The following is a 23329-nucleotide window of genomic DNA, read 5'->3' as shown; positions in this document are numbered from 1 at the left end:
GTGAACTGGGTTGGTAGCTCGATACCGCAGCAGTGGTTGCGTTGGGTCAGTTATTTGTCAAAAAAAAGCAATAAGACGCCCAGCGGAATTTGACCTAAAGGCTCAAGTAGCTATTTTGATACGAGTTTATGCGCCAAGTTAAAGAGGGCGCCTTCTCAATCTAAGTATTGCAAGAATTGCTCGCATCGCTTTATACTGATTATTAGCGATCAGTGTTCGAAAACGTGGAGTTCAGCAAAAAACTCCACGAGAGGGTTCTGACACAGCTGGCTCGACGTTAGCGCGAAAACCTAAAACGGGTTCCCTGTAGTAGGTTTTGACGTTGAGTGCTTATTGTAGTAGGTGCTCACACAGGTAGCAGTAGCCTGTATTGCTTTTGCAACCTTGTCACGGTCATAGCAATTGACTTATCTTGATGTGTGACATTACATTAGGCGTGTTCCAGTTGATGTTAGTAGTGTAGGAGGATCAGCTAATCTGCTTAGTCAGTACGCTGAAAACTATGCTATTTAAGGAACCTAAAAATACCTTGAGCGCTCAAGGTGATAAGAACCGCCTTTGTAGGTGGTATCTTTCTTAAGCAAGGAGACTATAGTCCCATGGCAACACAAGAGAATTTGAATCTGGCTCAGCAATTATACGTAGCCTATTACGGTCGCCCTGCTGACGCAGAGGGCCTTGAGTTTTGGGCTGAGCAAATCGAAGCCCGTGGAGCCCAAGCCGTCGTTAGCGACTTCGGTACTTCTGAAGAGTACACCGCTCGTTTTGGTGGACTTGAAAACGAAGCGCTGGTTAACGGTATCTACCAGCAAGCTTTCGGTCGTAGCGCTGATGCGGAAGGCCTTGCCTTCTACGTAGATAAGCTGGAAAGCGGCGAACTCAATCTTGCTAGCATTGCACTGACTATCGTTCAGAACGCAACAAATGCAGATGCTCCCGATGCTGATGCACTGAGCAACAAAGTGGCTGCAGCTGATCTGTATACAGCTGAAGCGGGTGCTTTGCATTCTGGTACTGAAGCGGACGAGTATGCCGCTGATTTCCTGTCAGACGTTGATGCTGGCACTGACGTATCTGCAATTGACTTCGCAGATGTAGTAGCCAATATTCCCCAGCCGCAAGAGCCGACTGATCCGGAAGTACCTTCTGACACTATTGACGTTACCTTCAATACCAGTACCGTTGGTAACTCTGAAGATATCTTTGGTACTTTTGAAACAACGGCAGATGGCGAGCTGAACCAGATCGCTCTTCCTGAAGGCGCTGTTCGCAACAGTCAGCAGACCGTGACCTCTATCGGTAAAGCTGAGTGGGATGCTGCTGGCCAGGTAGTTACCACCTCAGCTGATTACACTTTCAATATGTCCAACCAGTTGGGCGCTGAGAAAGAGTATTCCGGCCTGTTCCTGAGCCCGCTGTTGACTTCTGAGTCGCGCAGCACTAACTCACAGCTGTTTATCGAACTGCTGGACATCCGTGCTGCAGGTACTGAAGAGCCTCTAGGCAACCTGCCTATCGATGGTATTCGCTTCCAGGTGGACGGTGAAGCCACCGTACTGCGTTCTGACGCTATCTTTGAAGCCAAAACCTACCCAGAACTGCTGTCAGCCATCCGTGAAGCAATTGCTAATGATAGCGATTTGGCTGGTTTTACCGCACAGATTGGTTCTAGCTTTACCGCTACCGACGGTGGTCAGCCGATCCCGGGCGCAGTGGGTAGCACGATTATCCTGACTGATGCGCAAGGCCGTGAAATCTCAAACGGTTCTTTCACTTATAGCGACCAGGAAACTGGCGGTTTCACCCTTTATGGTGATCTGTCCACTGAAGCGCCTGAATCCGTTCGTGAATTGATCTCTACTAACCTGGAACTTGATAACGTTGGTTACGGTTCTCAGGGCGGTTCTATCAACCTGGCCGGTGAATCTAACACCGATAAAGGTGTTGAAGAGTTCAACGTCAACGCTGAAAATGGTGTGTGGTTGTCTCGTCTTGAGTCTGAGTCGCCTTCTGGCAAGCAGGCTCTGAAAGAGATCAATCTGACGGGTAGCGGCTACTTCCGTGTAGGCCAGCAGTCTGACCAGAACGTTCTGGGTGTGGCTGAGCTGCTGAACACTTGGGAAGTAGGTACTGAGAATACGCCTGAGTCCATCACTGGTTTGGTCGACGTTGAGAAATTTAACGGTCAAGACTTTGACGGTGAAATTAAGCTGAATGCTTATATCACTGAAGACGTTATTGAGCGTGACCTGAATGCTCAAGACGATCAAGATGCTCCTGCCGCTGATAACGTCAACTACACTTACCAGACCGCTGGTGGTGATGACCAGATCTCTCTGGCTATCCAGGAAACCGTTTTGCAGCGTGAAGACGCTCTGCTGAACATCAATGCAGGTAACGGTGACAACGTTGTTGAGACTGTAATCGTTGATGCAAACGGTTTGCCGACGTCTGTTGTTAACCAGCAGCTCAACCAGGATTTCGGTGCTGAGCAAGTAACTGTCGTTACTGGCAATGGCGATGACGTTGTACGTACCTGGGGTGCGGGCGATGCCACCATCAGCACTGGCGCTGGCAACGATGCTATCTATGCGGATAACTCTGGCCTTATTGATCTGGCCACTGGCGACTCTATCGATGCCACTCGCTGGGAGTTCAACTCCACAGCAGCTGGCGTTGCGCCGACTGGAGAATCCAACAGCAATGCTGGTTTGTCTAATGGTGCTAACGGCGTAGTTCAAACCTTCAATGCTTTCAAGCTTCAGGTTCAAGTAAGCTTTAAAGGCTTTGAATCAGTATGGGTTAATGTTCCGCACTCTGCTACCCAGACTACTTCGCTGCAAATCAATCAGGCTATCAAGGACGCGGTCAACAACGACGCGGTTCTGCAGCACCTGATTGAAGCCAATGACGGCAATGGCAACATTCTGGACATCGTTTCCCTGATTGACGAAAATCAAGATCTGGGCAACCTGGAAGACCTGAGCATTGATTTCCGCGGTCCTCTGGCAGCTGGTGCAGCGAACCCGACCGGTCGTCCGCAACTGACTACTGACGAAAGCAACGCGACAGCTCAGCTTGGTGCTATTGAAGAAATTTACACCACTGACGATGTAGGCACTGCTGATAGCGCGGTTGGTGAAGTTGTTGGGCAAGCTAGCCAAGTTGAAAGCGACAACGTTATCAACGCTGGTACTGGTAAAGATGTCATCGTTCTGGGTACAGGCGCAGAGAGCAACGATACTGTTAAAATCGATGGTGTATTCGATCGCAACAGCATTGTAAACTTTGAGTCTGACAGCGCAGATGCCGGTTATGACATCCTTGATTTCACCAGCATCCTTGGTGGTGCGGCTGACTTCGATGCAAGCATCGCTGACACCGATCAGGCCGTTGATGTAATCACCTACACTGCCGGTGACTACGCGCGTGATGGTGTTACCTGGGCCAACCTGAATGCTGCTGACATTGCTGCAAGCTTTGAGGGTGCCTCTAGCGCTACTGTAGATACTGACGGCGTCCTGTTGGTACAAGATGGCGGCGGCACTGGCCAGTATAAAGCGTTCCACCTCTCTTCTGCTGCTAACAGCGACGACTTCAACGTCAATCTGCTGGGCATCCTGGATTTCGGTGAAACTCAGACCTTCGATGCTGCCAACTTTGCTTAATGCATAGCTGATAGCTACTCGAATGAACCCCCGGCTTCGGCTGGGGGTTTTTTATTTTAAACCCGCTATCAAAGAACTCATGTGTAGTTAGGTGTGTCTATAGGATATCAGTTGTTTGGTAGCTGATTTGAACCGAGTGCCATTATTCGGCACTTTGTTATTGTTTTTCAAAAAGGGTCTTTATGTCTCGCTTTATACCACTGTCGGCAAGCGCTCACCAAGCTAAGGGGTGGCTTAAAACTGCTGATTACCTATTTATGTCTGACCAGACTGCGATTGCGCTTGTGGCGGAAGAGCTCCCTCATGCAATGGTTACTATGCCAGTTGGTTTTCGTCAGCGACAGGATGGCAATTTTGAGTTGATTGCCATCTGCTCGCTTGGAGACGAGAAGAACCTTTTTGTCCACCCTGATGGACGGTGGTTGGCCAGCTATAAACCGGCGCTAGCGCGTTCTTATCCATTTTTGTTGCGCCATGACTTAGCAAAAAAGCAGTATGTGCTTTGCGTAGATGAAAGTAGTGGCCTGCTCGTAGACAATCACGATAGCCAAGGTGAACCGTTTTTTAATGAGACGGGGGAGCCCGCAGAGCTATTAAACCAGATATTAGAGTTTCTTACTAAATGGGAGCGGCAGCGTTTTGTAACGCAGAAGGCGGTCGATATGATGGCTAGCCTGAAACTACTAGTACCTTGGAATATTAATTTTCAAACCGAGGAAGGGGAGACGACTCGGACGTTAACGGGTTTTTACCGTGTTGATGAAAAAGCGCTTAATGCCTTGCCGGCAAGTGAACTAAACGCGTTACGACAGGTTAATGCTCTGCCAATTGTTTATGCCCAGCTTTTTTCTCAGCATCGTCTTGATGTGTTAGTCCGTCTTTATGGTTTACATAGTAAATGGGCAGGCCAGGAGCCAGCGAGTGTTGATTTGGAGTCGCTGTTTGATAGTGGTGACGATAGCATAAGTTTTGATTTCGATAGCTAATGTAAAGAAGGATATAATGCATTTGAGGTGATGTGAGAAGGGATTTTATATCCTCCTTCGATCATTACCTTTGTCTTTTTAACAATGCAGCCGGTAGCCTTAAACCGTGCTAGCTAAAGGAGAGGCGGTGGAGCAAAGATTAAAAAAGCCTAGCAAAAGAATGGTACTTTATTAGGTTAGCTATTTACTGGCTCATTAAAGAGGTACTCCATGACCCGTTTCGTTGGAGCTAATAGCAGCACCTTTCCTTATTCTTCTTTGGCTTATATAGAAGCTACCTTTCATGATGGTACACGGGTCTCCGGCTCGGGTGCATTGGTCGGCCGTAACGATGTGCTGACGGCTGCCCATGTGCTTTATGATCCCATACTGGGGGCTGCTACTGATGTAGAGGTGGAGTTTGGCCGCGATGGTGGGTCACGTCCTTATGGCACTTTTCAGGCAGCTGGGCTTAATTATTATGAGTTAGATGTTGAAGAGCCTGGGTTTCTGTCACCGTCCGAAAGCGAGTATGACGTTGCTTTAGTCTCGTTAGGTGATGCCATTGGTGATGATATTGGTTGGTTTGCATTGGGTGATTATGCCTCTGGAGAAACCTATCGTGTGACAGGTTATCCCGGTGTATATCGTGATGCCAGTGGCCCAAGGCTCATGGAAGACAATAGCTTCACAACACTTATGCCTGGTTATGACTTAGTAGACCTCAAGAACTTTGAAATTAATCCAGGTAATAGCGGTGGGCCAGTATGGTACGCATCAAGTGACGGCCCAGTGGTAGTTGGCGCTGTTTCGACTGATGAATGGGCGGCTGACGTGAGTGCTCACTTAACAACACTTGATCAATGGATTAAAGGTAATGACGGCTTGATTTCTCCATTGCCAAGTCAATACGCTGAGAATAGCGCGTCTTATGTGGGGACGTTTGAATCCCTGCTAGCTGCAGCGGGTTGGGAGTGGTCTGAGACGCTTGATCAAGCGCTGCAAAGTCGAGATGAGCTACTTCGCTACCCTGGTTTAGAAAGCACTATCGATCCAGTGCTACGACTCTATACAGGTATGCTAGGACGAGAGCCGGATAAAGAAGGTGTTGAGTATTGGGTATCACAATTCAATGCGGGGAGTAGCTTACGCGTTTTGGCGGATAGCTTTGTGGTGTCGGAAGAGTTTACCTACTTGGCAGACCAGCTAGGCGGTGGAACGCAGGGGCGTATTGAGGCGCTTTATAACAGTGTCCTTGGCCGCGGTTCGGATTCAGCGGGGCAGGCATACTGGTTAGAACAGCTCGCAGGGGGGCAAGTAGAGCTGGCAGACATTGCGTTAGCGTTTACCAACTCGGCAGAGTATGTAGCCAGTAGCTACTCTCTGGTTCAGGGGGCAAAGCTGTTAATGTGGGGCGTTGATTTGCAGGCTTTAGACCCAGAAGCGCTTGGGTTTGACAGTTGGCCGACGGCAGCTGAAGAGGAATTGGCTACTGCATTGGTACGTTTGTATACCGGTGTGCTAGGGAGAGAACCTGATGAGGAAGGCTTCGACTATTGGCTTGAAGCGTTAGCAGGTGGCAAATCACTTACGTCTACCGCTGCCGACTTCTTTGCAAGCAGTGAGTTTTTGGATAGCCAAACTGAGGCTACGGCAGAGGTGCTGATCGACTCCCTCTATGAGCAGGTTTTAGGACGTGCCCCAGATGCAGAGGGAACCGTCTATTGGCAGACGCAACTACAAAAAGAGGCATTTGATGGGGGGGATTTGGTGTTAGCGTTTACGAATTCTGATGAATACATCAATGCAAATCAAGCTAATGTTGATGCATACGTTCAACAGCATTACGAGCAGGGTCTTATTGGGGTGCCGGAAGATATCGAGACATACCTACTGGGCTAGAAAACACAGCGACTGAATGAATCCGACGGACTAACGCCAGAGGCGCAGGACGAATCTTTTTACCGTGCTGATTGAATTGAGTACAATGCCGCGTTGATTTTAAGCGACGAGATTGGGAAGTGATGGTGAAATTACCGAAAAGCATCGTTATTGAAGGGCGTCGCTACCCTACGTGGGCATTAAGTGAGAAAGCGCGTAAACAGCTGATAAATTTAGGCCATGTAGATGCGCATATTGCAGAGCTTCAGCAACGACTGGAAAATCACTATATCGCTCGGAAACATTATCAATTGCTGTTGGCAAGCGCATTGCCAGATCCTCATCGCCAGCCTATTGCATCGGAAAATACTAGATACTTTTGGCAAAGCGTTTCAAAAGCATGGGCTCAAAAGCATTGGCCCCTTAGTACGGCTACGTTAGGCCTGAACGCCTTTGAATCGACTAACCTGTACAGGCAAGGTGATCGAGTACTGTGTTACGTGAAAGGCCATGGGGTGGTGGGTTGGGGAGTGGTTGAGGTGGACACTCACTCAACCAAAAGGCATTTGGTCTGGCAAGTCGGCGTGCCAACGCTGGATGCCGCACTGCCTGCTAAAACGCTAAAAGAATTCTCGCTACGCCACCCTAGTCGCCCATCTCAGGCGTTGCCACCTACGGCCGATATTGATGGGCTGTTGGCAGCGCTTGATACCAAAGCAGCGTAGTAGAAGGTTTGTTAGGTGCACACCGCTTCGACATTTATGCGTGTAGCTGCAATAATTCACCGCTAATTTGTATTACCCCTAAGGAGCTTTGTATGGCGAAGGATAAAGCACAAACCGTTACTATCGACGGTAGTGAATTCAATGTGTCAGATCTATCTGAAAATGCACGTAATCAGCTACTCAACCTGCGCGTGACTGATCAAGAAATTCAACGTTTGAATCAGCAGTTAGCTATCGCCCAAACGGCTCGTACAGCCTACGCGCGTGCGCTAAAAGATGAGCTCCCTGAAAAGACACACTAAAAGAAGACATTGGTCAGGTACGGCCATCTTGATCTACAAGCCAGTCAGCTAATGTTGACTGGCTTTTTTATTGTGCTTCTGGGTAGGTGGAAGCCAGCCATACTGTAATGAAAAAGAGGATAGAAATACTCGTGCTGGAGCATAGAGATCTCTGACGATGACTTAGCCAGCACATGAGCCCAGGGTGAATATTGACAAATAGGGTGCTTGTCTCTATTCCTTAAAGGGGTGTGAAAAGGATGGCTGTAACTCTGAGCCTTCTGCGTGAAAAATATAAAGGTGCTTAGAAAAGTGCTGTGATTAGCGGTAGCAGCCCATTTTCGGCCTCGCTAATGACGCTCCACCGGCGATACAGGGAACGATATGTAGTGATGCCTGGAGGCATTAATTATGACAACTCTTTCCATTGAAAAAAATCTACAAACTCTTTATTTGGGTATCCTAGGGCGTGCGGCTGATCCAGGCGGGTTTAATTATTGGCTGGAGCAGATAGAAAGCGGCTCAGTGGATATGGATGGTGTGTCGGCGTTTATGCTGCAGTCTGAAGAGTTCCAGGCAAGGCGCATTGAACTGTCAGAGCTGGAAGATAATGAGTGGATAAACGAAGTTTATCAAAGCCTGTTTGCTCGTGAGGCCGAGGCAGAGGGTATTGAATATTGGTCGGAGCAGGCTAGTGCCGGGCTCTCTCCCCAAGCGCTGTTACAGGCTCTAATTGGGGGTGCTAGCCCGACAGATGCAGAGGCGCTCGAGGCCTATGCCTCTATTGCTAATTTTTATTCGTCCAGTGTTGATGCTGATAGTTACGATGCAGAACGCTCTCTTGTGCAGGATGGCTTTCGCAGCAATGAACAGCTTTATCAAGACCTGGAAGCGCTAGATGCCACCTATGATACGTTGAGCTTAGAGCAGGCGGGTGAGTCGCTGGAAGGCAGGCCCTTATATAGTGCCACGGTAGGCGAAGGGGCGCGCCAATTAATGATCGTGACCCAACAGCATGGTGATGAGCCCACCGGGACAGAGGCGGCCATGCATTTTCTAGAGTGGCTGAGCGGTGACAGTGAAGCTGCTCAAGCATTGCGTGAGCAAGTGACGTTAACCGTGATGCCACGAGTAAACCCTGACGGTTTTGAGCGCTGGGAGGGGCTCGTTGCAGGTGAATTAGACCCTGAAACAACCATCGATCCCCGTCGTAACTCCGAGGACATTGACCTCAACCGTACCTGGGATTCTAGTGAAGTGATTGATGCATCATTAATCCCAGAAACCACCGCTGTTAGGCAGGTGGTCGAAGCGATTCAACCTGAATTAATTCTTGATTACCATAACCAAAATAACTACATCAACGAGTCAGGCAAGCTCGACACGATGTCAATCTTGTGGCCAACCAATGATGATGTCGATCCCACCATTACCGCAACAGCACAGCAAGCGGCGGTAGCTATATCACAAGGGCTCGATGATTTTGATTATGGCTACTTGTCACTGTTTCCCGGTGGCGACACGCCACAAATAGCACGCAATGGAATTGCTATTGATGGTGTGCCTGCGCTCCTCATTGAGCAACGGGGCCTGGAAGAGCTGAGCTTAAAAGCGCTGGAAGGGCTAGAGCTAGATTTTGATGCGGTTTCTAGTGCCATAGTGCTTGAGGGTGTACTGAGTATGCTAGGCGTTGTAGAGGCTATGGGGCAAAACAGTTTTGATAGCATTGATCCTGCTTTGGCAACACTGATACCTGAGCGCGGTGAGCGAATTGAATTTGACGAGATTTACGCTGAAGAGATCGAATGGGCAGGCGAGGGTGAAGAGTCTCATCAAGGCGAGATAGTCGCAGGGCTGGATACGCTGATGGAAAGTACGCCCATTATTGGCACCTCTGAGCCTCTTCACCAAGAATTGCTAGTGGCTTAAGGATAGACTTGTAGCCCATTAGAATTGAGCGACAGGAGGAAATCGGCACCGCCACTTAGTTGCGGTGCCGTTGGGTTAGTCCATGGCCTTAGCCGAACAGGTAGGACTCAAGGTCAGTTTCGACGCCTACCAGGTTTGCAGCATCAAGATAATTATCCACTTCTGAACGACTGAGCTGCTGGTGCTCGTTTGAGTCAGTAAACGCCATCACCATTTCAATCAGGCTGGCATCTCCGTTTTGCAGCACCTCTTGCCAATACTGCTCACCTGCGGTGTCCGGTGAGCGATTTAGCACCCGCTCATAAAGCGTATCGATTAATGTCTCAAAATCTATCGGTTCTCCGGTGGTTAGCAAGTCTTCGCTTTCCAGCAGGCTTGCCGCTAGTGCTTCTGGCGTTTGGCCACTCTCCAGCCATTCATTAAACGTCGCCTCATTAGGTGACTCTCCGGCTAAGCCGGTATAAAGCCGGACTAACGTCTCCGCTAAGTCGTCTTGATCGGCCGTTACGCCGGTATCAAAACCCAGCGAGCGCATTTCCATTTGTTCTAGGTTCACGCCCCAGGCCAGCAGCTTATTGCCGTTCACTAGGGGAGGGTTGGCGTTGATATACTCCTGTGATTGGACAAACCAACGGGCGACCTCACTACGATCCCCGTTGTTGCTCTCAAGGATGTCTACCCAGTAATCGCGGCCGCTCTCATCCGCGGCACGGCCTAGTGCGGCTTGATAAAGCGTATCCACAAAGGTGGCATTATCGCTGCCCATGGCTTGCAACGCGGCGCTCACCTCTTCTGCTAACATAAAGTCCTGAACAATATCGTTGAAGCTGCCTTCTGCATTTTGCTGCGCCACCCAGTACTCCAAGCCTTCCCGTTCAGCAACGCGATCAAGAATGCCGTTGTATAAACGGATAATGGGTGTCAGCACCGTATCGAACTCAGGGTAACGCACAAAGGTGGCGGTATTACGCAGCTGTTCCAAGAGCTCAGATGGCAATTCCCATCCCTTTTCAGTGAATATATCAACAAAGTTGGCGAGCTCAATTGGCTCGGGTTCTGGTTCTGGCTCGGGTTCAGGCTCTGGTTCTGGTTCTGGCTCGGGTTCTGGCTCCGGCACCGGTGCTGCTTCCACCGTAAAGGTCACAGTTCCGGAGACCTTTTCCACACCATCCTCGCCGCCATCAGCCAGGGTAAAATCAAAGCTGGCATTGCCCGCACTGCTGCCCGCGGTAAATGTCACCAAGCCATTGTCGATGTCTTGTTGGGTAAACGTCTCGCCTGCGGCTAAGGCGGTACCATCGAGCAATAACGTACCGGACGTTGGCAGGGTGTTCAGTGTATAAGTGAGCTCATCGCCAGCATCATCCGGATCGCCTTCATTCAGGTTGGCCGTCGTTAATGTGACGCTACGGCCGGCTTTTACGCTGGGGCCTGCGTTGGTGGCGATGGTAGGTGCATTATTGACGCCTTCCACTGTCACGCTAAGGGTGGACGTGCTGGTATTGCCTGCGGTGTCTTGAATGTCGACGGTGACATCGGTGGTAAGCGTGTCGCCGTGGGCAAGGGCTTCAAACTCGCCATTGGGGTCGAAGCTAGCCGTGCCATCGGCTTCGATAACAAAGCGCCCGCCGTTGCTGCCCGTCACCGCGCTGCCCAGGGCATCGGCACGGTCATTCACAGCGGTGATAGGGGCCGTGTCGTCTGCGCCTGTGTCGTTATCGGTGAGCTTGTCGCCGGCTCCGTTAACGTTGGTTAGCAGGGTCTCCCCCGCGTCTTCGCGGACCGTGGCTGTCGTGTCGTCACTGGCGGTGGGAGCGGTGGTATCCAGAGTCAGCGTCAGGTCTGTGGACGCGCTGCTGGTATTACCTGCGCTATCGCCAACCAGCGTATCGATCGTGTTGAGGCCTTCGCTCAGATCGCCTTCGGCCAAGGTGAAGGCCCAGTCACCGCTGCCATTGGCGGTAGCGCTACCCACGCTGATGCCGTCGACACGTACCGTCACGGTAGCGCCTGCCTCGGCCCCGATGCCGGTGAGGGTGGGTGTATTGTTATTGGTGATATTGTCGTTATCGCTCACACCGCTATCGGAATCAGCCGCTAATGTGGGTGCTGGAGTAGCCGCGGGCGAGTTGGCATCAACCGCCAACTCAGCACTGTCGGCAAGGTTTTGACCGCTGGGCAGCGTAGCAAGGTTCGCCGCTATGCCGTTATCGTGGGCGACCAGCGTGGCACCGTCGGTCAGGGTTAGCGAGGTGACGTTAAGCCCAGCGGTGTCCGTCTCACCCTCTTGCACCGTATAACGGCCACTAAACTGCGTTTGGTTAGCGGCGTCGCTATTGGTGAGAAGGATCGTTGCGCCGGTGTTAAGCGTAGCCGTTAGCGCGCCGCCGTTGGCAGTAAAGTCGACCGCTTTATCGAACGCCACGGTGATATCAATGCTGCTGCCGACCGCAAAAGTGCCATCGGCAGTGGGCGAGGTAATCGCCTGAATAGTGGGGCCGGTGGCGGTCACCACGCTGAAGAGATCGTTTTGCGTTACGGGTGCAAGCGTATTACCCGCCGCATCCTGAGCATTGCTGACTTCCACGTCTATGTCATTGATCACTTCATCGGCATCGGCAGTGTCAAAGGTGGCAATATAGGTGGTGGCATTCTCCCAGTTGCCTGAGTTAAACGTCAGGGTGTTGCTGAGATCTGTCGTTGGGAAGTCGATCGTGGGATCAACGCCCGTATCCATCGCTTCGTTGAAGTTCAGCGTCAGGGTAAAACGACCACTGCCTATTTGATCATCAGTAATGGTGGTGAGCGACGGTACAATAGCGCCATCCAGAGTGGGGCGAGCCGCGTCGATGACATCAGCACTCTGGCTGATAGCGGTGGTGTAAGCAGTGGAATTATTGCCTGCCGCATCGGACAGCACAAAGTTAACGGGAATGTCGTCGCCGGGGGCGCGGGATGTATCCCCCTCCTGTACCGTGTAAGTGGCGGTATAGCTGCCGCCGCCCTGATCGGTAAAATCGCTGACCGCTACCCCATTCACCGTACCGGCGTCCAGCGACAAGCCTGGCTCTCCCGCGGTAATAGCGACGGTCATGGTATCGCCGATTTTATGACTGCTATCCGGTATAGAAACGCTGGTGATGACGGGCGCTACGGCATCAATGACGATGTCTTTGTTGGCGCTCAGCGAGTTGGCAGTCCCCGGTGTGGGCAGGGTGAGTTCGCTGTCGTTGCCTGCTGCATCGCGAATTGAGCCGCCATTGAGGATGATTCCAGCGTTGGTCAGCGCCAGATCACTGGACTCATCCCCCGCCTGGACGGTATACGCAAACGTCAGCTCGTCGGTACCTGAGCCAGCCACATAATCTATGGTGCGATCCGTTGCCCCGGTTTCCAGCGTCAACTGCGGTGTACCGCTGACCGTCACGGCTTCGTTGAACGCTAGGGTGATGTTAACGGTGTCGCCCGCTTTATAAGTACCGTCGGGATTCGTCGAGGTGACATTGGTCACACTCGGGTTCACCACGTCAACGGTATGTGCAGTACCGCTGGAGAAGCCCTCAGAGGCATTACCTGCACCATCATTGATGTCGGTGCCGTCGTTCAGATCAAGGCGCAAGTCGCCTTCGCCGGTAATGGCATCCACGGTGACGGTGTAGCTACTGCCGGAGCCTGAAATGGAGGCGATATTACCTGAAGCGCTGCCGGTGGTGTTGAGTAGGAAGTCATCGATAGAAACATCGTCGACGTCTTCGCTAAAGGTAACGGTGTAATCCACTGAGGCAGCATTGGCTGCAGGCGAACCACTGGGCGCAATACTCGTAACGCTAGGGGCGATGGCATCGATCACAATATCTTTATTGCTACTCAAAGAGTTAGCATCGCCTGAGGCGGGCAGGGCCAACACCGTGTCGTTACCTGCCGAGTCCTTTATAGAGCCGCCATTGAGCATGATCTCACTACCCGCCAGCGCCAGATCAGTGGACTCATCACCCGCCTGAACGGTATATGCAAACGTCAGCGTGTTTGTACCAGAGCCTGCCGTGTAATCAATGATTCTGTCTGTTGCCCCGGTTTCCAGCGTTAGCTGCGGCGTACCGGCGCCCGTGGCCACCGTAACGACTTCACTAAAGGTCAGCGTAATATCAACAGTGTCACCCGCTTTATAAGTCCCGTTGGCCGTCGACGAGGCCACGTTAGTGACACTCGGTTTAATCAGGTCAACATTGTGGGCCGTACCGCTGGTGTAGCCTGCCGGGGCATTGGTGGCCCCATCGTCGATATCGGTGCCACTGTTAAGATCAAGGCGCAGGTCGCCTTCACCGCTAATATCGGTAACGCTGATCGTATAGCTGTCACCGCCGCCAGCAACCGCACTAATAGTGCCAGAGGCGGTGCCGGTGAGGGTGAAATCGTCGGCAGAGACATTGTTGACGCTTTCGCTAAAGGTAACGGTGTAATCGACTGATGCAGCATTGGCATCGGGTGAACCGCTTGGGGCAATACTGGTAACGCTGGGAGCCACATCGTCGGTGACGTTGATGGTGACATCTTGCGTTGATGCGGTATTGCCATCGGCGGCTTGTACGCTGAGCGTATAGCTACCGGTAGCACTGGCGTCGAGCTGGCTGGTATCGCTCAGGGTGATCTCGCCCGTGGAGCTATCGATAGTGAAGGCGTTGCCAGTGTTGCCGGACTCGATGGAGTAGCTCACCGAGTTATCGTCACCGGTAGTGGCGACAGTGCCTAGGGAAGTGCTGTTGGTATCGCTCTCGTTAATGCTAAAGGATTGGCCAGCGGTAATGGCCGGGGCAATATCGTTGACCGAAATGGTGACGGTTTCATCGGTAGAACTATTACCATCATTGGCACGTAGAGTGAGGGTGTAACTCTGGGTGTTTTCAAAGTCTAGCGCTGCTTCGCCCGCTGCATTTAACGAGACTTCACCATTGGCGGTATTAATGACAAAGTAGTTCTCTCCTGTACCGCCTACAATCGAATAAGTGACCGAATCAATTCCTCCGCCGTCGCCATCGTTCGCCTCTACATCGCTATCCGCCAGAACCACTGAGCCACTGATGGCGGTTTCATCGATATTGCCTCCATTAACAGTGGTGAATACTGGCGGATTGTCTGCCACCGCGGTAGTAAAGCTAATCTCGTCGAAGTAAAACTGCACCGGATCAGCTGAGGTCATAGTAAAAGAGGTTATGTCGGTAAAGCTATCAAGCCCGACCTTTATAGCATCATCGCCAGCAATGGCGCTGGGGATATCGGCATTAATATCTTGACCATTTGCAGTAAAAGTTACTACTGTGGGAGGGGGATAAGCGCTTCCTGATGTAGTAGTCGTTACAAGCTCAATCTCCCCCATATTGATGGCTTGATCGAAAGTGAACGTATAAATGATGTTATTTACAGTACCGTATTCTAACGAATATACAACTTGACCGCTTAGGTTGAAGTCATCAATATCATCAAACTCCATGTAGGCAACGCCAGACGCCGAGATCGTCATTGTAACGCCATCAACAGTTTCTCTTACTGCCCGGTCACTGCCAGTTCCAACTTGGCTGGTGTCGCCTGAATCCCAATCAAATACAGACTCTGCCGCAAGCAACCCTTGCCAAGTGCTCAGTTGATCAATAGCCATAAAGCTATTGGTTTCCACTTGGCCATACTGCTGCTCTAGCACCCAGTTGCCGCCAAGGTTGCTGGCACCGGTCGGGTCATCCGATGCCGCCACGTTCGCCCCCGTTGACAAAGCCAGCGCTTCCACAAACCGCCGCCCCTGCTCGCCCGCGCCAACATCACAGCCGTAAATAAGGATGTCGCCGTTTGGCCCCAATGCTTCGCCCCATTGTTCCAGGAAGCGGGCATAACTCGGCAGAGTCTCGCTATCAAGTGTGCTGTTACCAAGCGCTATACGCCCCTCACTGCCGTGGGAAACCAGGTGGATGGCGTCAAATTCACCGCGCTGTGCTAACGCCTGTGCGATTTGTTCAACGCCGTTAGCGCTGGGGTCTAACAGTATGACCTCAGTATCGTCGGCCGCGCCGTTAAGCAGTGTTTGGTAATCGTCAACTCGGGGGTCGACGAAGATAACTTCGTTACGACCAGTCGATTGGCTTGGGGGCGTTTGGCGGGAGGGAGTATTCATAAAGAGTACACTCTTTAAGTTGTGTAGAGATTTGGTTATATGGTTGTCTAGGTTTTTTCTACGTCTTTTTTATATCGCTTTTCTAGACGGCTTTTCTTATACGGCGTCGACCCGGTAGTAGGCGGGTGGCAGGCCAGAGACGCCGCCGCCAATGATAGTGACCCGAAGCGCTGTAATGCCCATCTTAATGCTCCTCGTGAAGCCCTTTGCTCTAGGATCTTTCGAGAGCACGTCGCTGACAAGGGGTTGCGAGCAGCTGATACTGAAGTGATCCGTTGTGCTATGGGTGGCCGCTCTAGTGATTTCGGTGATACCCAACTGATACTGTGATTCTGCGGCATCTAAGCTGAAATGCTGAGTATGACAGCCGTCACTGAGTAAGCGACACTGCCTGCGATTGATGTAAAGACGCTCACAGGGTGAAAGATGCAGGCATTGAATTTCCCTATTTCAACACTGTTGGATGATCTGGTCGCCCGATTAGGCCCTATCTTCCCACGTTCAGAAACACGGGATCGCGCTCTTCGCTACACCAAAGAACAACCCTGCTGCTGTGTGGAGTGTCCTAGGCTGTCATTCAATTTTTCTTTTTTAGTTTTTGCTTATTTAACTTACCTTACTACTTATACAGTTTTTAGGTTTCTTACTACGGAAAAACAGTTTAAGCAGTAAATTGAAGTTTATTGAGAAAATTACCAAATAAGTACTAAGGAAGCTCTGAAAAAGTCACTGCCATCAGTGATAATACGGCTATCGTCAACTGCATAGGATTCAGTGCTGCCATGGATCAAATCACCTTCTCCGAAGCCGAGTACCAGAACAAGAAGAGAAAGACCCGCCGCGAACTCTTTCTGGAGCGGATGGACAAGCTGATCCCCTGGACGCAGCTGGAGAAGAAGGTAGTCCGTTATTACCCCAAGGGCGAGAGCGGGCGGCCTCCGTATCCGTTGTCTGCCATGCTCCGCGTCCATTGCATGCAGTTGTTTTACAACTTGAGCGATCCGGCCATGGAAGACGCCCTCTACGAGATCGAGTCCATGCGCCAATTCGCCGGTTTGAAACTAGACCGATTGCCGGACGAAACCACGATTCTCAAGTTTCGCCATTTTCTGGAACACCACGGCCTTGGCAAGGTGCTGTTCCAGGAAGTGAACAACCACCTAGAGAAAAATGGCCTGATGCTGCGCGAAGGGAGCATTGTCGATGCCACTATCATCTCTGCGCCTAGTTCCACCAAAAACAAAAAAGGCGAGCGCGATCCGGAAATGCACCAGACTAAAAAAGGTAGCTCTTGGCACTTTGGCATGAAAATGCATATAGGTGTCGACGATAAGCTTGGGTTGATTCACAGCATCGAGACCACGGCTGCCAATGTCCATGACATTGTGCCTGCCGATAAGCTCCTTCACGGTGAAGAGCAACGCGTCTTCGGTGATGCCGGTTACCTGGGTATTCAAAAACGCGACGAGCACAAGCACCGCAACGATATCTCTTGGTATATTGCCAAACGGCCTGGCACCCGCAAGAAGCTAGATGCCAGGCGACAGAAAGTCGAAAACATCAAAGCCAGTATCCGTGCCAAGGTGGAGCACCCCTTTCGGTACATCAAACAAGTTTTTGGTTATGGCAAGGCTCGCTATCGTGGACTGGCCAAAAACACTCAGCGCCTGCACTTGCTGGCGGCGTTCAGCAACCTGCTGATCAGTGAGAAATACCTATGGGAATAGGGCGATTGCGCTCCTTTCCCGCTCAATGAGCGGGAAAGGAGCAAAAATACACAAAGAAAGGGAGAAGAGTGTCTAAATTTTCGATTTTTTGTAGGCTCAAGTAAGCGTTGATGAATATCGGCAGTTATTCAGACCTTCCCTAAGATTATGGTCGCTGGCCTAAGTGTATGCAAGATTTTACTGCTAGGTTTAATGAGGCTATGGTACTAGAGCGTGTAGCAGGCTTGTCAGCGGTTAGTGGCCTAATAGCTAGTGGACAAGTAGTTGCCGTAAGCATTAAGCGATGTCTTTATTAAAGTCATCTTCATTACAACAGTAACAAAGGAGTGCTTTATGGATCCGTTTCTTGGGGAAATCAAAATGTTAGGCTTTGCATGGGCACCTGTGGGCTGGGGATTATGTAATGGTGCCCAATTGTCAATTGCGCAGAATCAGGCTCTCTTCTCTTTGCTTGGCGTTGTTTATGGCGGCAACGGTCAAACCACCTTTAGCCTGCCAGATCTGAGAGGGCGAATGCCCAGGGGGCAAGGTCAGGGAGCGGGTATGGGAAATGTCGATATCGGCGAGCTGGCTGGAGCGGAAAACCGCACACTGACTATCAATGAAATGCCTCAACATACGCATGCCGCAGGGGCAATGACTACGCCGGATGACGCCAATCAAGCTACGCCTGCCACAGGGGATTATCTAGCCAGCGGTAAAGTGGGCCTAAGTGACTCTGTACGTAATTACTATAGTGGCACCCCCTCTGGCACGGTTGAGTTAGGCAATGGCCAAACGGGCATTAGCGGAGGGAGCCAACCGTTTAACGTTATGAACCCTTATCTCGCCCTGAACTTCAGTATTGCATTGCAGGGTATCTATCCATCCCGCCAATAGGTAGGGCAACAAGTGATGGTGGCCGAACGTTTGGAGGTTCGGCCTCTTATCGTAGGAGTCACGATGTTAGGCACCATTACGGCGGCGGATTTTCAGCCGCTACAGGGAAAAGAGTGTACCTTTGAGGCGACCTCTGCGCTTTCGGTGAAGTTAACGGTCGAGCAAGTCACAAGCCGCCCCGACTGCCAAGTGCCGGGGGCAGGCGAAGCGCGGGAGCCTTTCGGTGTTCTTCTGTCTGGGCAGCAAGACGAGGTTGATTTTACCAGCGCCACCGGGGTCTTGCGCTTAGGCGACGGAGCAACGCTGGAAGGAGTTTACATTAACCGTGTGTTACCCCCAATGGGGGGCGACCCACGGCCCTGGTATCAACTGGTTTTTAACTAATATTTTTACTAACTAATAGTTGACTAGGGCGTTTGCGGATACCAGACCCAGCGTTCTACTGCCCCCATTAATCTTTCAAAGCGGAACCCTAGCTGCTGGTAAAGCTGTTTGGCATAAACATTAAATGGTTCGACGGAAAGGGAAACGGGGCTCATAACTTGAGCCCCTGCTGACTGGACTGCCCTAAGAACAACAGCCCCATAGCCCTTGTTACGTGCCCCCTTGATCAGCGCGAGGTCGAGAATATGCACTTCGTTGGCACCGAAATCCACGGTGACACGGCCGATCCGCTCACCCTGTTTCTCGACAATATAATACAAGGCATTGGGGTAGGCGGTTCCATAACCGATTGCTTGGGCCTTAACCTGCATCTCAAGCAGCGCCTCAATCATGTCTTGATCAGCCAGCGCTAGTTGCAGGTCTTGCCGGATATCTCGATAAAGCGCTTCAAGAAAAAGATGATCTGAATCTCTAGAGGGTCGAAGTTGCAACCCATCGTTTAAGTGCCCGCCAATACCTGCCATTCGTTTGCCATTGTCCAAGGGTATAAGTTGATTGAATCGCCCACCACTACAAGATAAACGTGAGCTTGCCAAAAATCGTGAGTGCTCACCAACCCCCTTGGCCCTCTAACAAGCTTCGGGTGTTGTTATTGAGCGGTAAGCGGAAATCGGCGCTGCCGAGTACCATGGCATCACCTGCTCGCACGACCCGAGCACTTACATAGACGTAGTCCTGGCCCTGTGCATAGGTGCCCATTAAAATTGAACGGGCGTTGTGCTGAGCGGTTAGGCGCTGAACTTGCCGTGATAGAATCAATTCCCCCACGCTCTCTTCGATAAACATGCTGTCGCGCATTTTGACTTCGCGTACCTGCATGCCCTGGCGGGCCAGTGCGGAGGCCATAATTTCAGAGCTAATACGTCCCAGTGTGGACGACTGGCTTAGATTGTCGATGCTCACAAAAGTGGCGGCAATCATGGGGCTATAGCGCGTGAGCTCTGGATTGCTGGCAACCATCTGCTCGGCAGCGGCATGAACCAATTCAGAAAGATCGGGTTCCGGTTCGGCGGGCGTATTGTTAGCATTGCCCAGCGCGCTGCAACCAGCCAGTAACAGTAGTGTTATGCCCATGGTCATCCCACGGGTAGCATGGCCGATAGAGCGAGCGCGCCAAGTAGTGAAAAGTGTCATCAGCATGAAATTACCACGTATCAGTAAGGGAAACGGAGGGTGTGGTAGGTGCCTGAGGCACGCGATGGGGGGCATATTGACGACGGTCACCGGCATTGATGTAGTAAATGTTGGACGAAGAGTAGAGAATTCGTTCGCCATCGATAATTTGCGTGGTCACGATGATCTCTTCGTCACCGGTGTATGTCCAACTACCGCTGGTGGTATCGGCAAGCATGCCGGCGGGGATTAATCCCAGCGCAGGTTCGCTCCACTGATTAAACGGAATCGTGGCTACCGCAATGCCCGCGGTGAGTGCGGTAAAAGCGCCAACCGGTGGGCGTATAAAGCCGCGGTCACGGTGCTCGACAACTTCGACGTCGATAGTGATATTGGCGCTGTTTGCAGTGGGGGCGGTGGTAAGGTTAGCGCCCCGTGACACCAGTTCGCTGGTCAGCAGTGCGCGAAAGCCACGCCCAAATTCACCGCCACTGTAGGCGTGCAGTGCTTCGCTATCTGACTCGCTGATGTGTAAATCGCGATTGCGGACGCGCTCGCGTTGTAAAATGCTGGTAGCTTCATGGCGGGCCAGCACATCCCAGTGGTGAGCTGCCTGCATACGTTGCTGTTCGGTATAGGGGTAGGTAGTGGCGATCGGCGCTTGAGATGTATTGGCATAAAAGCAGCCGCTAAGCATTAAGCTTGCCAGCCCCAAACTAACAGGACGTATGAAATAGGGTAATGGAAATAATCGGGGACGGGTGCGCACCTGCTGGTTCCTTTTTCGCTACAAAACGGCTTTTGATAGACTATGTGCTTTGCTTAGTTTGCCATGCCTAATTCGACGTATCTAATTCATCATACCTAGCAAGATCGGCCACGAGGTTAAAAACTTGAATGAGCGATAATGCCAATGCTTGAAGATCACCGCGGCGGTCCGCGCCATGATTCGCTGATGTCGGCCTATCATGAAAGTGATAGCGGTAGCGGTTGGATGATCAGTTATCTCGATATCATGACCTTGTTGGTGGCTCTGTTCGTGGTCATTATCGCCGCTGCAGGGCCGGTTATTCCTCAATTGAACCAGAAGGATAGTGTGAGCGAGGACGCGGGCACATCCTCGCCTACTTTGGGAGTCCCCCTGCCTGAAGCATTGGCCCAGGTAAGCCATGAGCGTGAGAGTGTCGCCCGGTGGAGCAGTGCAGGATTGAACCCCATGGCGATTAGTGCGGCACTTGGCGTGGCAGGGCTGCCCAAGCTGGCCGATCTTCCTCGACGAGTCAGCTTCGGTGTTCCACCGCTTTTGGCAGCACCATTGCCGCCTGCTGAGCCGGTTATTTCTTTACCAAAACTACTGATGCCCGCGGGCAGCGATGATTTTACATCGCCCTTAGCTGACTACATGGTGGTGTTAACCGACCACCCCCCGGCAAATGTACAAGCGGTGAGCGATGAGTCAGTAGCGGGGGCGACTGCGCTAAATCAGGCGCTTTCGGAACGCGTTGAAGAGTCTACCTATTTGCCCGACCTGGAGGGTGTTGAAGTATCGCGGGTGGCTGAGGGGATTAGCCTGCGTGTACAGGATCAACTGCTGTTTCCCTCTGCCACGGCTGAGCTAACCAACGATGGGTCGTCACTAGTGAGCAGTTTGCTCGAGACTATTCAGCGCTACGATGGCGAAGTGTGGGTGGAGGGCCATTCGGACAGCCAGACCATTAGCACCGAGGAGTTCTCATCTAACTGGGCGCTGTCGAGTGCTCGTGCCATTGCCATTGTGGAAGCGCTGGAAGCGGCGGGCGTGGATGCTGAACGCCTTCGCGCAGTCGGCTTGGCAGCAACAAAACCGCTAGAGAGCAACGCCACCGCGGAAGGGCGTGCACGTAATCGGCGGGTTGAGGTGGTGATTCATGTGGAGTAAGGGGCAGTTAATAGAGGAGTAAATAGCTGCTCAGCTATAAGGAAAATGTCATTGCGAGAAGCGCAGCGACGCGGCAATCTGATTTGTCAGTGATAGCTAACCCCGAGATTGCTTCTCTATGTTTGCAATGACGGCAACATGATCGCCACGCTTCGCTCGCGATGACATAAGAGGGGTAATGACATAGAAAAAAGCCCGCCGGGGGAGGCGGGCATTAAAGGGCTTGGCTCACTGCAGTCCACTGGCATCAGGTGAGGGGGTGTACAGGATTGCCAGTGGGTACAATATCAGTATAGCTATTTATTAAGCGTTGCCAAGTGCGGTAAAGCTTTTTTTACTTTTTATCATCTTAGTTATCGCTAATGCTTATTCTGAAAGGGGCTGTACAAAGCGCACCGATCTGCTTCATGCACTTTTGTGGTGCGTTTTAACTGCCTCTTTTTGGTGCTTGCAAGTACTCTGATTTATTTATCCCGTCAAATGCCACGTAACCCTCTGTTGAATAGACACTTCTCTGTTTTGGCTTATTAATTGCTATGCTTTACGTAGCAATTAATAGCTGGTCATAGTAGTTAATAGCTGGCCATAGCTATTTAGGCGTTCTAGACATGACGTCTTAACGAAGCGTTAAGGCCGAAGAGAGGTAGTGCTATGCCTGAACCCGCTCGTCTTTCAGCGTCAACCCCTTCGGTTGATCCGGCTCTGCAGCCGCGGCTTGTCTTGACCGATTTAGATGGCTCACTGCTCGACCATCACAGTTATGACTTCAGCCCTGCTGCTCCCTGGCTTGCCCGCTTAAAGCAAATGGGGGTGCCGGTGGTTCCGGTGACCAGTAAAACCCGTGCCGAACTGATACCGCTGCGCGAAGCGCTGGGCCTCACGGCAACCCCATTTATTGCTGAAAATGGTGCGGTTATTGGTCTCCCCCCTGGCTGGTGTCATGCACGCTTAGACCGTCCAGGCAGTGGCCGTGATGGTGTCGTTATCAAACATCCTGGTGTGGATATTGGCTTTATACGTGCCCGATTAAAGGTGTGGCGTGAACGCTTGGATATTCGCTTTACCCGCATGGGAGAGATGAGCGTAGCTGAGGTGATGGAGCTTACCGGGCTCGACGCAGTTCGCGCCCGGGATGCTCGGCAGCGGGAAGGTAGCGAACCGTTGTTGTGGGAAGACTCGGCCGCGGCCCTTGAGACGTTTCGCGCCGCTTTAGAGGGGGATGGCTTACAGCTTACTCAAGGTGGGCGCTTTTGGCATGTAATGGGGCGCTCCGCCGATAAGGGCAATGCCGTCGAGTGGCTGGTTAAACGCTTCACGGCATTAAGAGGGCGAATGCCTCTTTCATTGGGTTTGGGAGATGGGCCAAACGATATCACAATGCTCGAAGCAGTGGATCAAGCGGTCGTGATACGAGGTTGTCACGACTTAGCCGTAGAACCCCGCAACGCTTCGCTCTATCGCACGGATGCCACAGGGCCAACCGGCTGGGCTGAGGGAGTGGCCTACTGGTGGGGGCGAGATGACCGCCGTTTAGCGACGGCGGAAAAGGGCGATGCCGCTGTCCTTTGAGTACAGTTCTTTGAGTACAGTTATTTGAGTCCAGTACTTTGACCCCAGTTCTATGAATCCAGGGAGGTAA

At 51.7% G+C, this 23329-nt stretch carries 15 protein-coding genes; 11 read left to right on the top strand and 4 right to left on the bottom strand.

Annotated features, from left to right (window positions below; translation table 11 throughout):
• Positions 1–599: 599 nt before the first annotated feature.
• The 6 genes from AC4EYZ_RS03695 to AC4EYZ_RS03670 all read left to right on the top strand — a co-directional run bounded on the left by AC4EYZ_RS03695 (position 600) and on the right by AC4EYZ_RS03670 (position 9449).
• Positions 600–3668 (top strand): DUF4214 domain-containing protein, encoded by a 3069-nt coding sequence (locus AC4EYZ_RS03695; protein WP_342584797.1) that lies wholly within the window; start codon positions 600–602, stop codon positions 3666–3668.
• A gap of 182 nt (positions 3669–3850) precedes the next feature.
• Positions 3851–4654 (top strand): SapC family protein, encoded by an 804-nt coding sequence (locus AC4EYZ_RS03690; protein ID WP_342584796.1) that lies wholly within the window; start codon positions 3851–3853, stop codon positions 4652–4654.
• Positions 4655–4864: 210 nt separating this feature from the next.
• Positions 4865–6535 carry a DUF4214 domain-containing protein gene (locus AC4EYZ_RS03685; RefSeq protein WP_342584795.1) on the top strand — a complete coding sequence of 557 codons (1671 nt, stop codon included), beginning with the start codon at positions 4865–4867 and terminating at the stop codon, positions 6533–6535.
• Between the two features lie 125 nt (positions 6536–6660).
• A complete protein-coding gene (locus AC4EYZ_RS03680) occupies positions 6661–7239 on the top strand; it encodes a hypothetical protein (protein ID WP_490204131.1) in 579 nt (192 codons plus the stop codon).
• A 92-nt stretch (positions 7240–7331) separates the two neighbouring features.
• Positions 7332–7541, top strand: coding sequence for a hypothetical protein (locus tag AC4EYZ_RS03675; protein WP_342584793.1), 210 nt, complete (start codon positions 7332–7334; stop codon positions 7539–7541).
• Between the two features lie 390 nt (positions 7542–7931).
• Positions 7932–9449, top strand: coding sequence for a M14 family zinc carboxypeptidase (locus tag AC4EYZ_RS03670; protein WP_474191072.1), 1518 nt, complete (start codon positions 7932–7934; stop codon positions 9447–9449).
• An 88-nt stretch (positions 9450–9537) separates the two neighbouring features.
• On the opposite strand, the gene AC4EYZ_RS03665 is transcribed toward AC4EYZ_RS03670, so the two are convergent.
• A complete protein-coding gene (locus AC4EYZ_RS03665) occupies positions 9538–15609 on the bottom strand; it encodes a DUF4347 domain-containing protein (RefSeq protein WP_342584791.1) in 6072 nt (2023 codons plus the stop codon).
• Between the two features lie 782 nt (positions 15610–16391).
• Between AC4EYZ_RS03665 and AC4EYZ_RS03660 the strand changes: the two genes are divergently transcribed.
• The 3 genes from AC4EYZ_RS03660 to AC4EYZ_RS03650 all read left to right on the top strand — a co-directional run bounded on the left by AC4EYZ_RS03660 (position 16392) and on the right by AC4EYZ_RS03650 (position 18599).
• Positions 16392–17336: an IS5 family transposase gene (locus tag AC4EYZ_RS03660; RefSeq protein WP_022519777.1), complete on the top strand. Its 945-nt coding sequence runs from the start codon at positions 16392–16394 to the stop codon at positions 17334–17336.
• A gap of 333 nt (positions 17337–17669) precedes the next feature.
• The gene (locus tag AC4EYZ_RS03655) at positions 17670–18215 is read left to right on the top strand and encodes a phage tail protein (RefSeq protein ID WP_342584790.1); all 546 of its coding nucleotides are present in this window, start codon (positions 17670–17672) and stop codon (positions 18213–18215) included.
• Positions 18216–18278: 63 nt separating this feature from the next.
• Complete coding sequence (locus tag AC4EYZ_RS03650; RefSeq protein WP_039857260.1) at positions 18279–18599, top strand: DUF6916 family protein; 321 nt, start codon at positions 18279–18281, stop codon at positions 18597–18599.
• A 23-nt stretch (positions 18600–18622) separates the two neighbouring features.
• On the opposite strand, the gene AC4EYZ_RS03645 is transcribed toward AC4EYZ_RS03650, so the two are convergent.
• The 3 genes from AC4EYZ_RS03645 to AC4EYZ_RS03635 form a co-directional block, all read right to left on the bottom strand.
• The gene (locus tag AC4EYZ_RS03645; RefSeq protein WP_342584789.1) at positions 18623–19123 is read right to left on the bottom strand and encodes a GNAT family N-acetyltransferase; all 501 of its coding nucleotides are present in this window, start codon (positions 19121–19123) and stop codon (positions 18623–18625) included.
• Between the two features lie 85 nt (positions 19124–19208).
• Positions 19209–19739, bottom strand: coding sequence for a FlgO family outer membrane protein (locus tag AC4EYZ_RS03640; RefSeq protein ID WP_035538611.1), 531 nt, complete (start codon positions 19737–19739; stop codon positions 19209–19211).
• Positions 19740–19803: 64 nt separating this feature from the next.
• The gene (locus AC4EYZ_RS03635; protein ID WP_411906215.1) at positions 19804–20469 is read right to left on the bottom strand and encodes a hypothetical protein; all 666 of its coding nucleotides are present in this window, start codon (positions 20467–20469) and stop codon (positions 19804–19806) included.
• A gap of 210 nt (positions 20470–20679) precedes the next feature.
• On the opposite strand from AC4EYZ_RS03635, the gene AC4EYZ_RS03630 reads away from it, so the two are divergent.
• Together AC4EYZ_RS03630 and AC4EYZ_RS03625 are read left to right on the top strand one after the other, a co-directional pair.
• On the top strand, positions 20680–21690 hold the full coding sequence (locus AC4EYZ_RS03630; RefSeq protein ID WP_309599313.1) for an OmpA family protein: 1011 nt from the start codon (positions 20680–20682) through the stop codon (positions 21688–21690).
• A gap of 651 nt (positions 21691–22341) precedes the next feature.
• The gene (locus tag AC4EYZ_RS03625; RefSeq protein WP_027959601.1) at positions 22342–23259 is read left to right on the top strand and encodes an HAD-IIB family hydrolase; all 918 of its coding nucleotides are present in this window, start codon (positions 22342–22344) and stop codon (positions 23257–23259) included.
• Positions 23260–23329 lie beyond the last annotated feature (70 nt).

The organism is Vreelandella sp. 162(4c) (assembly GCF_058152265.1).
Note: the sequence above shows the minus strand (reverse complement) of the source record. Positions and strands in the feature narration are given on the sequence as shown.

Coding starts and splice junctions, on each gene's coding strand:
- AC4EYZ_RS03640 (WP_035538611.1), bottom strand. CDS start 19,739: ATGACCATGGGCATAACACTACTGTTACTGGCTGGTTGCAGCGCGCTG.
- AC4EYZ_RS03625 (WP_027959601.1), top strand. CDS start 22,342: ATGCCTGAACCCGCTCGTCTTTCAGCGTCAACCCCTTCGGTTGATCCG.
- AC4EYZ_RS03630 (WP_309599313.1), top strand. CDS start 20,680: ATGCCAATGCTTGAAGATCACCGCGGCGGTCCGCGCCATGATTCGCTG.
- AC4EYZ_RS03635 (WP_411906215.1), bottom strand. CDS start 20,469: ATGCTTAGCGGCTGCTTTTATGCCAATACATCTCAAGCGCCGATCGCC.
- AC4EYZ_RS03665 (WP_342584791.1), bottom strand. CDS start 15,609: ATGAATACTCCCTCCCGCCAAACGCCCCCAAGCCAATCGACTGGTCGT.
- AC4EYZ_RS03650 (WP_039857260.1), top strand. CDS start 18,279: ATGTTAGGCACCATTACGGCGGCGGATTTTCAGCCGCTACAGGGAAAA.
- AC4EYZ_RS03690 (WP_342584796.1), top strand. CDS start 3,851: ATGTCTCGCTTTATACCACTGTCGGCAAGCGCTCACCAAGCTAAGGGG.
- AC4EYZ_RS03675 (WP_342584793.1), top strand. CDS start 7,332: ATGGCGAAGGATAAAGCACAAACCGTTACTATCGACGGTAGTGAATTC.
- AC4EYZ_RS03660 (WP_022519777.1), top strand. CDS start 16,392: ATGGATCAAATCACCTTCTCCGAAGCCGAGTACCAGAACAAGAAGAGA.
- AC4EYZ_RS03695 (WP_342584797.1), top strand. CDS start 600: ATGGCAACACAAGAGAATTTGAATCTGGCTCAGCAATTATACGTAGCC.
- AC4EYZ_RS03645 (WP_342584789.1), bottom strand. CDS start 19,123: ATGGCAGGTATTGGCGGGCACTTAAACGATGGGTTGCAACTTCGACCC.
- AC4EYZ_RS03655 (WP_342584790.1), top strand. CDS start 17,670: ATGGATCCGTTTCTTGGGGAAATCAAAATGTTAGGCTTTGCATGGGCA.
- AC4EYZ_RS03685 (WP_342584795.1), top strand. CDS start 4,865: ATGACCCGTTTCGTTGGAGCTAATAGCAGCACCTTTCCTTATTCTTCT.
- AC4EYZ_RS03670 (WP_474191072.1), top strand. CDS start 7,932: ATGACAACTCTTTCCATTGAAAAAAATCTACAAACTCTTTATTTGGGT.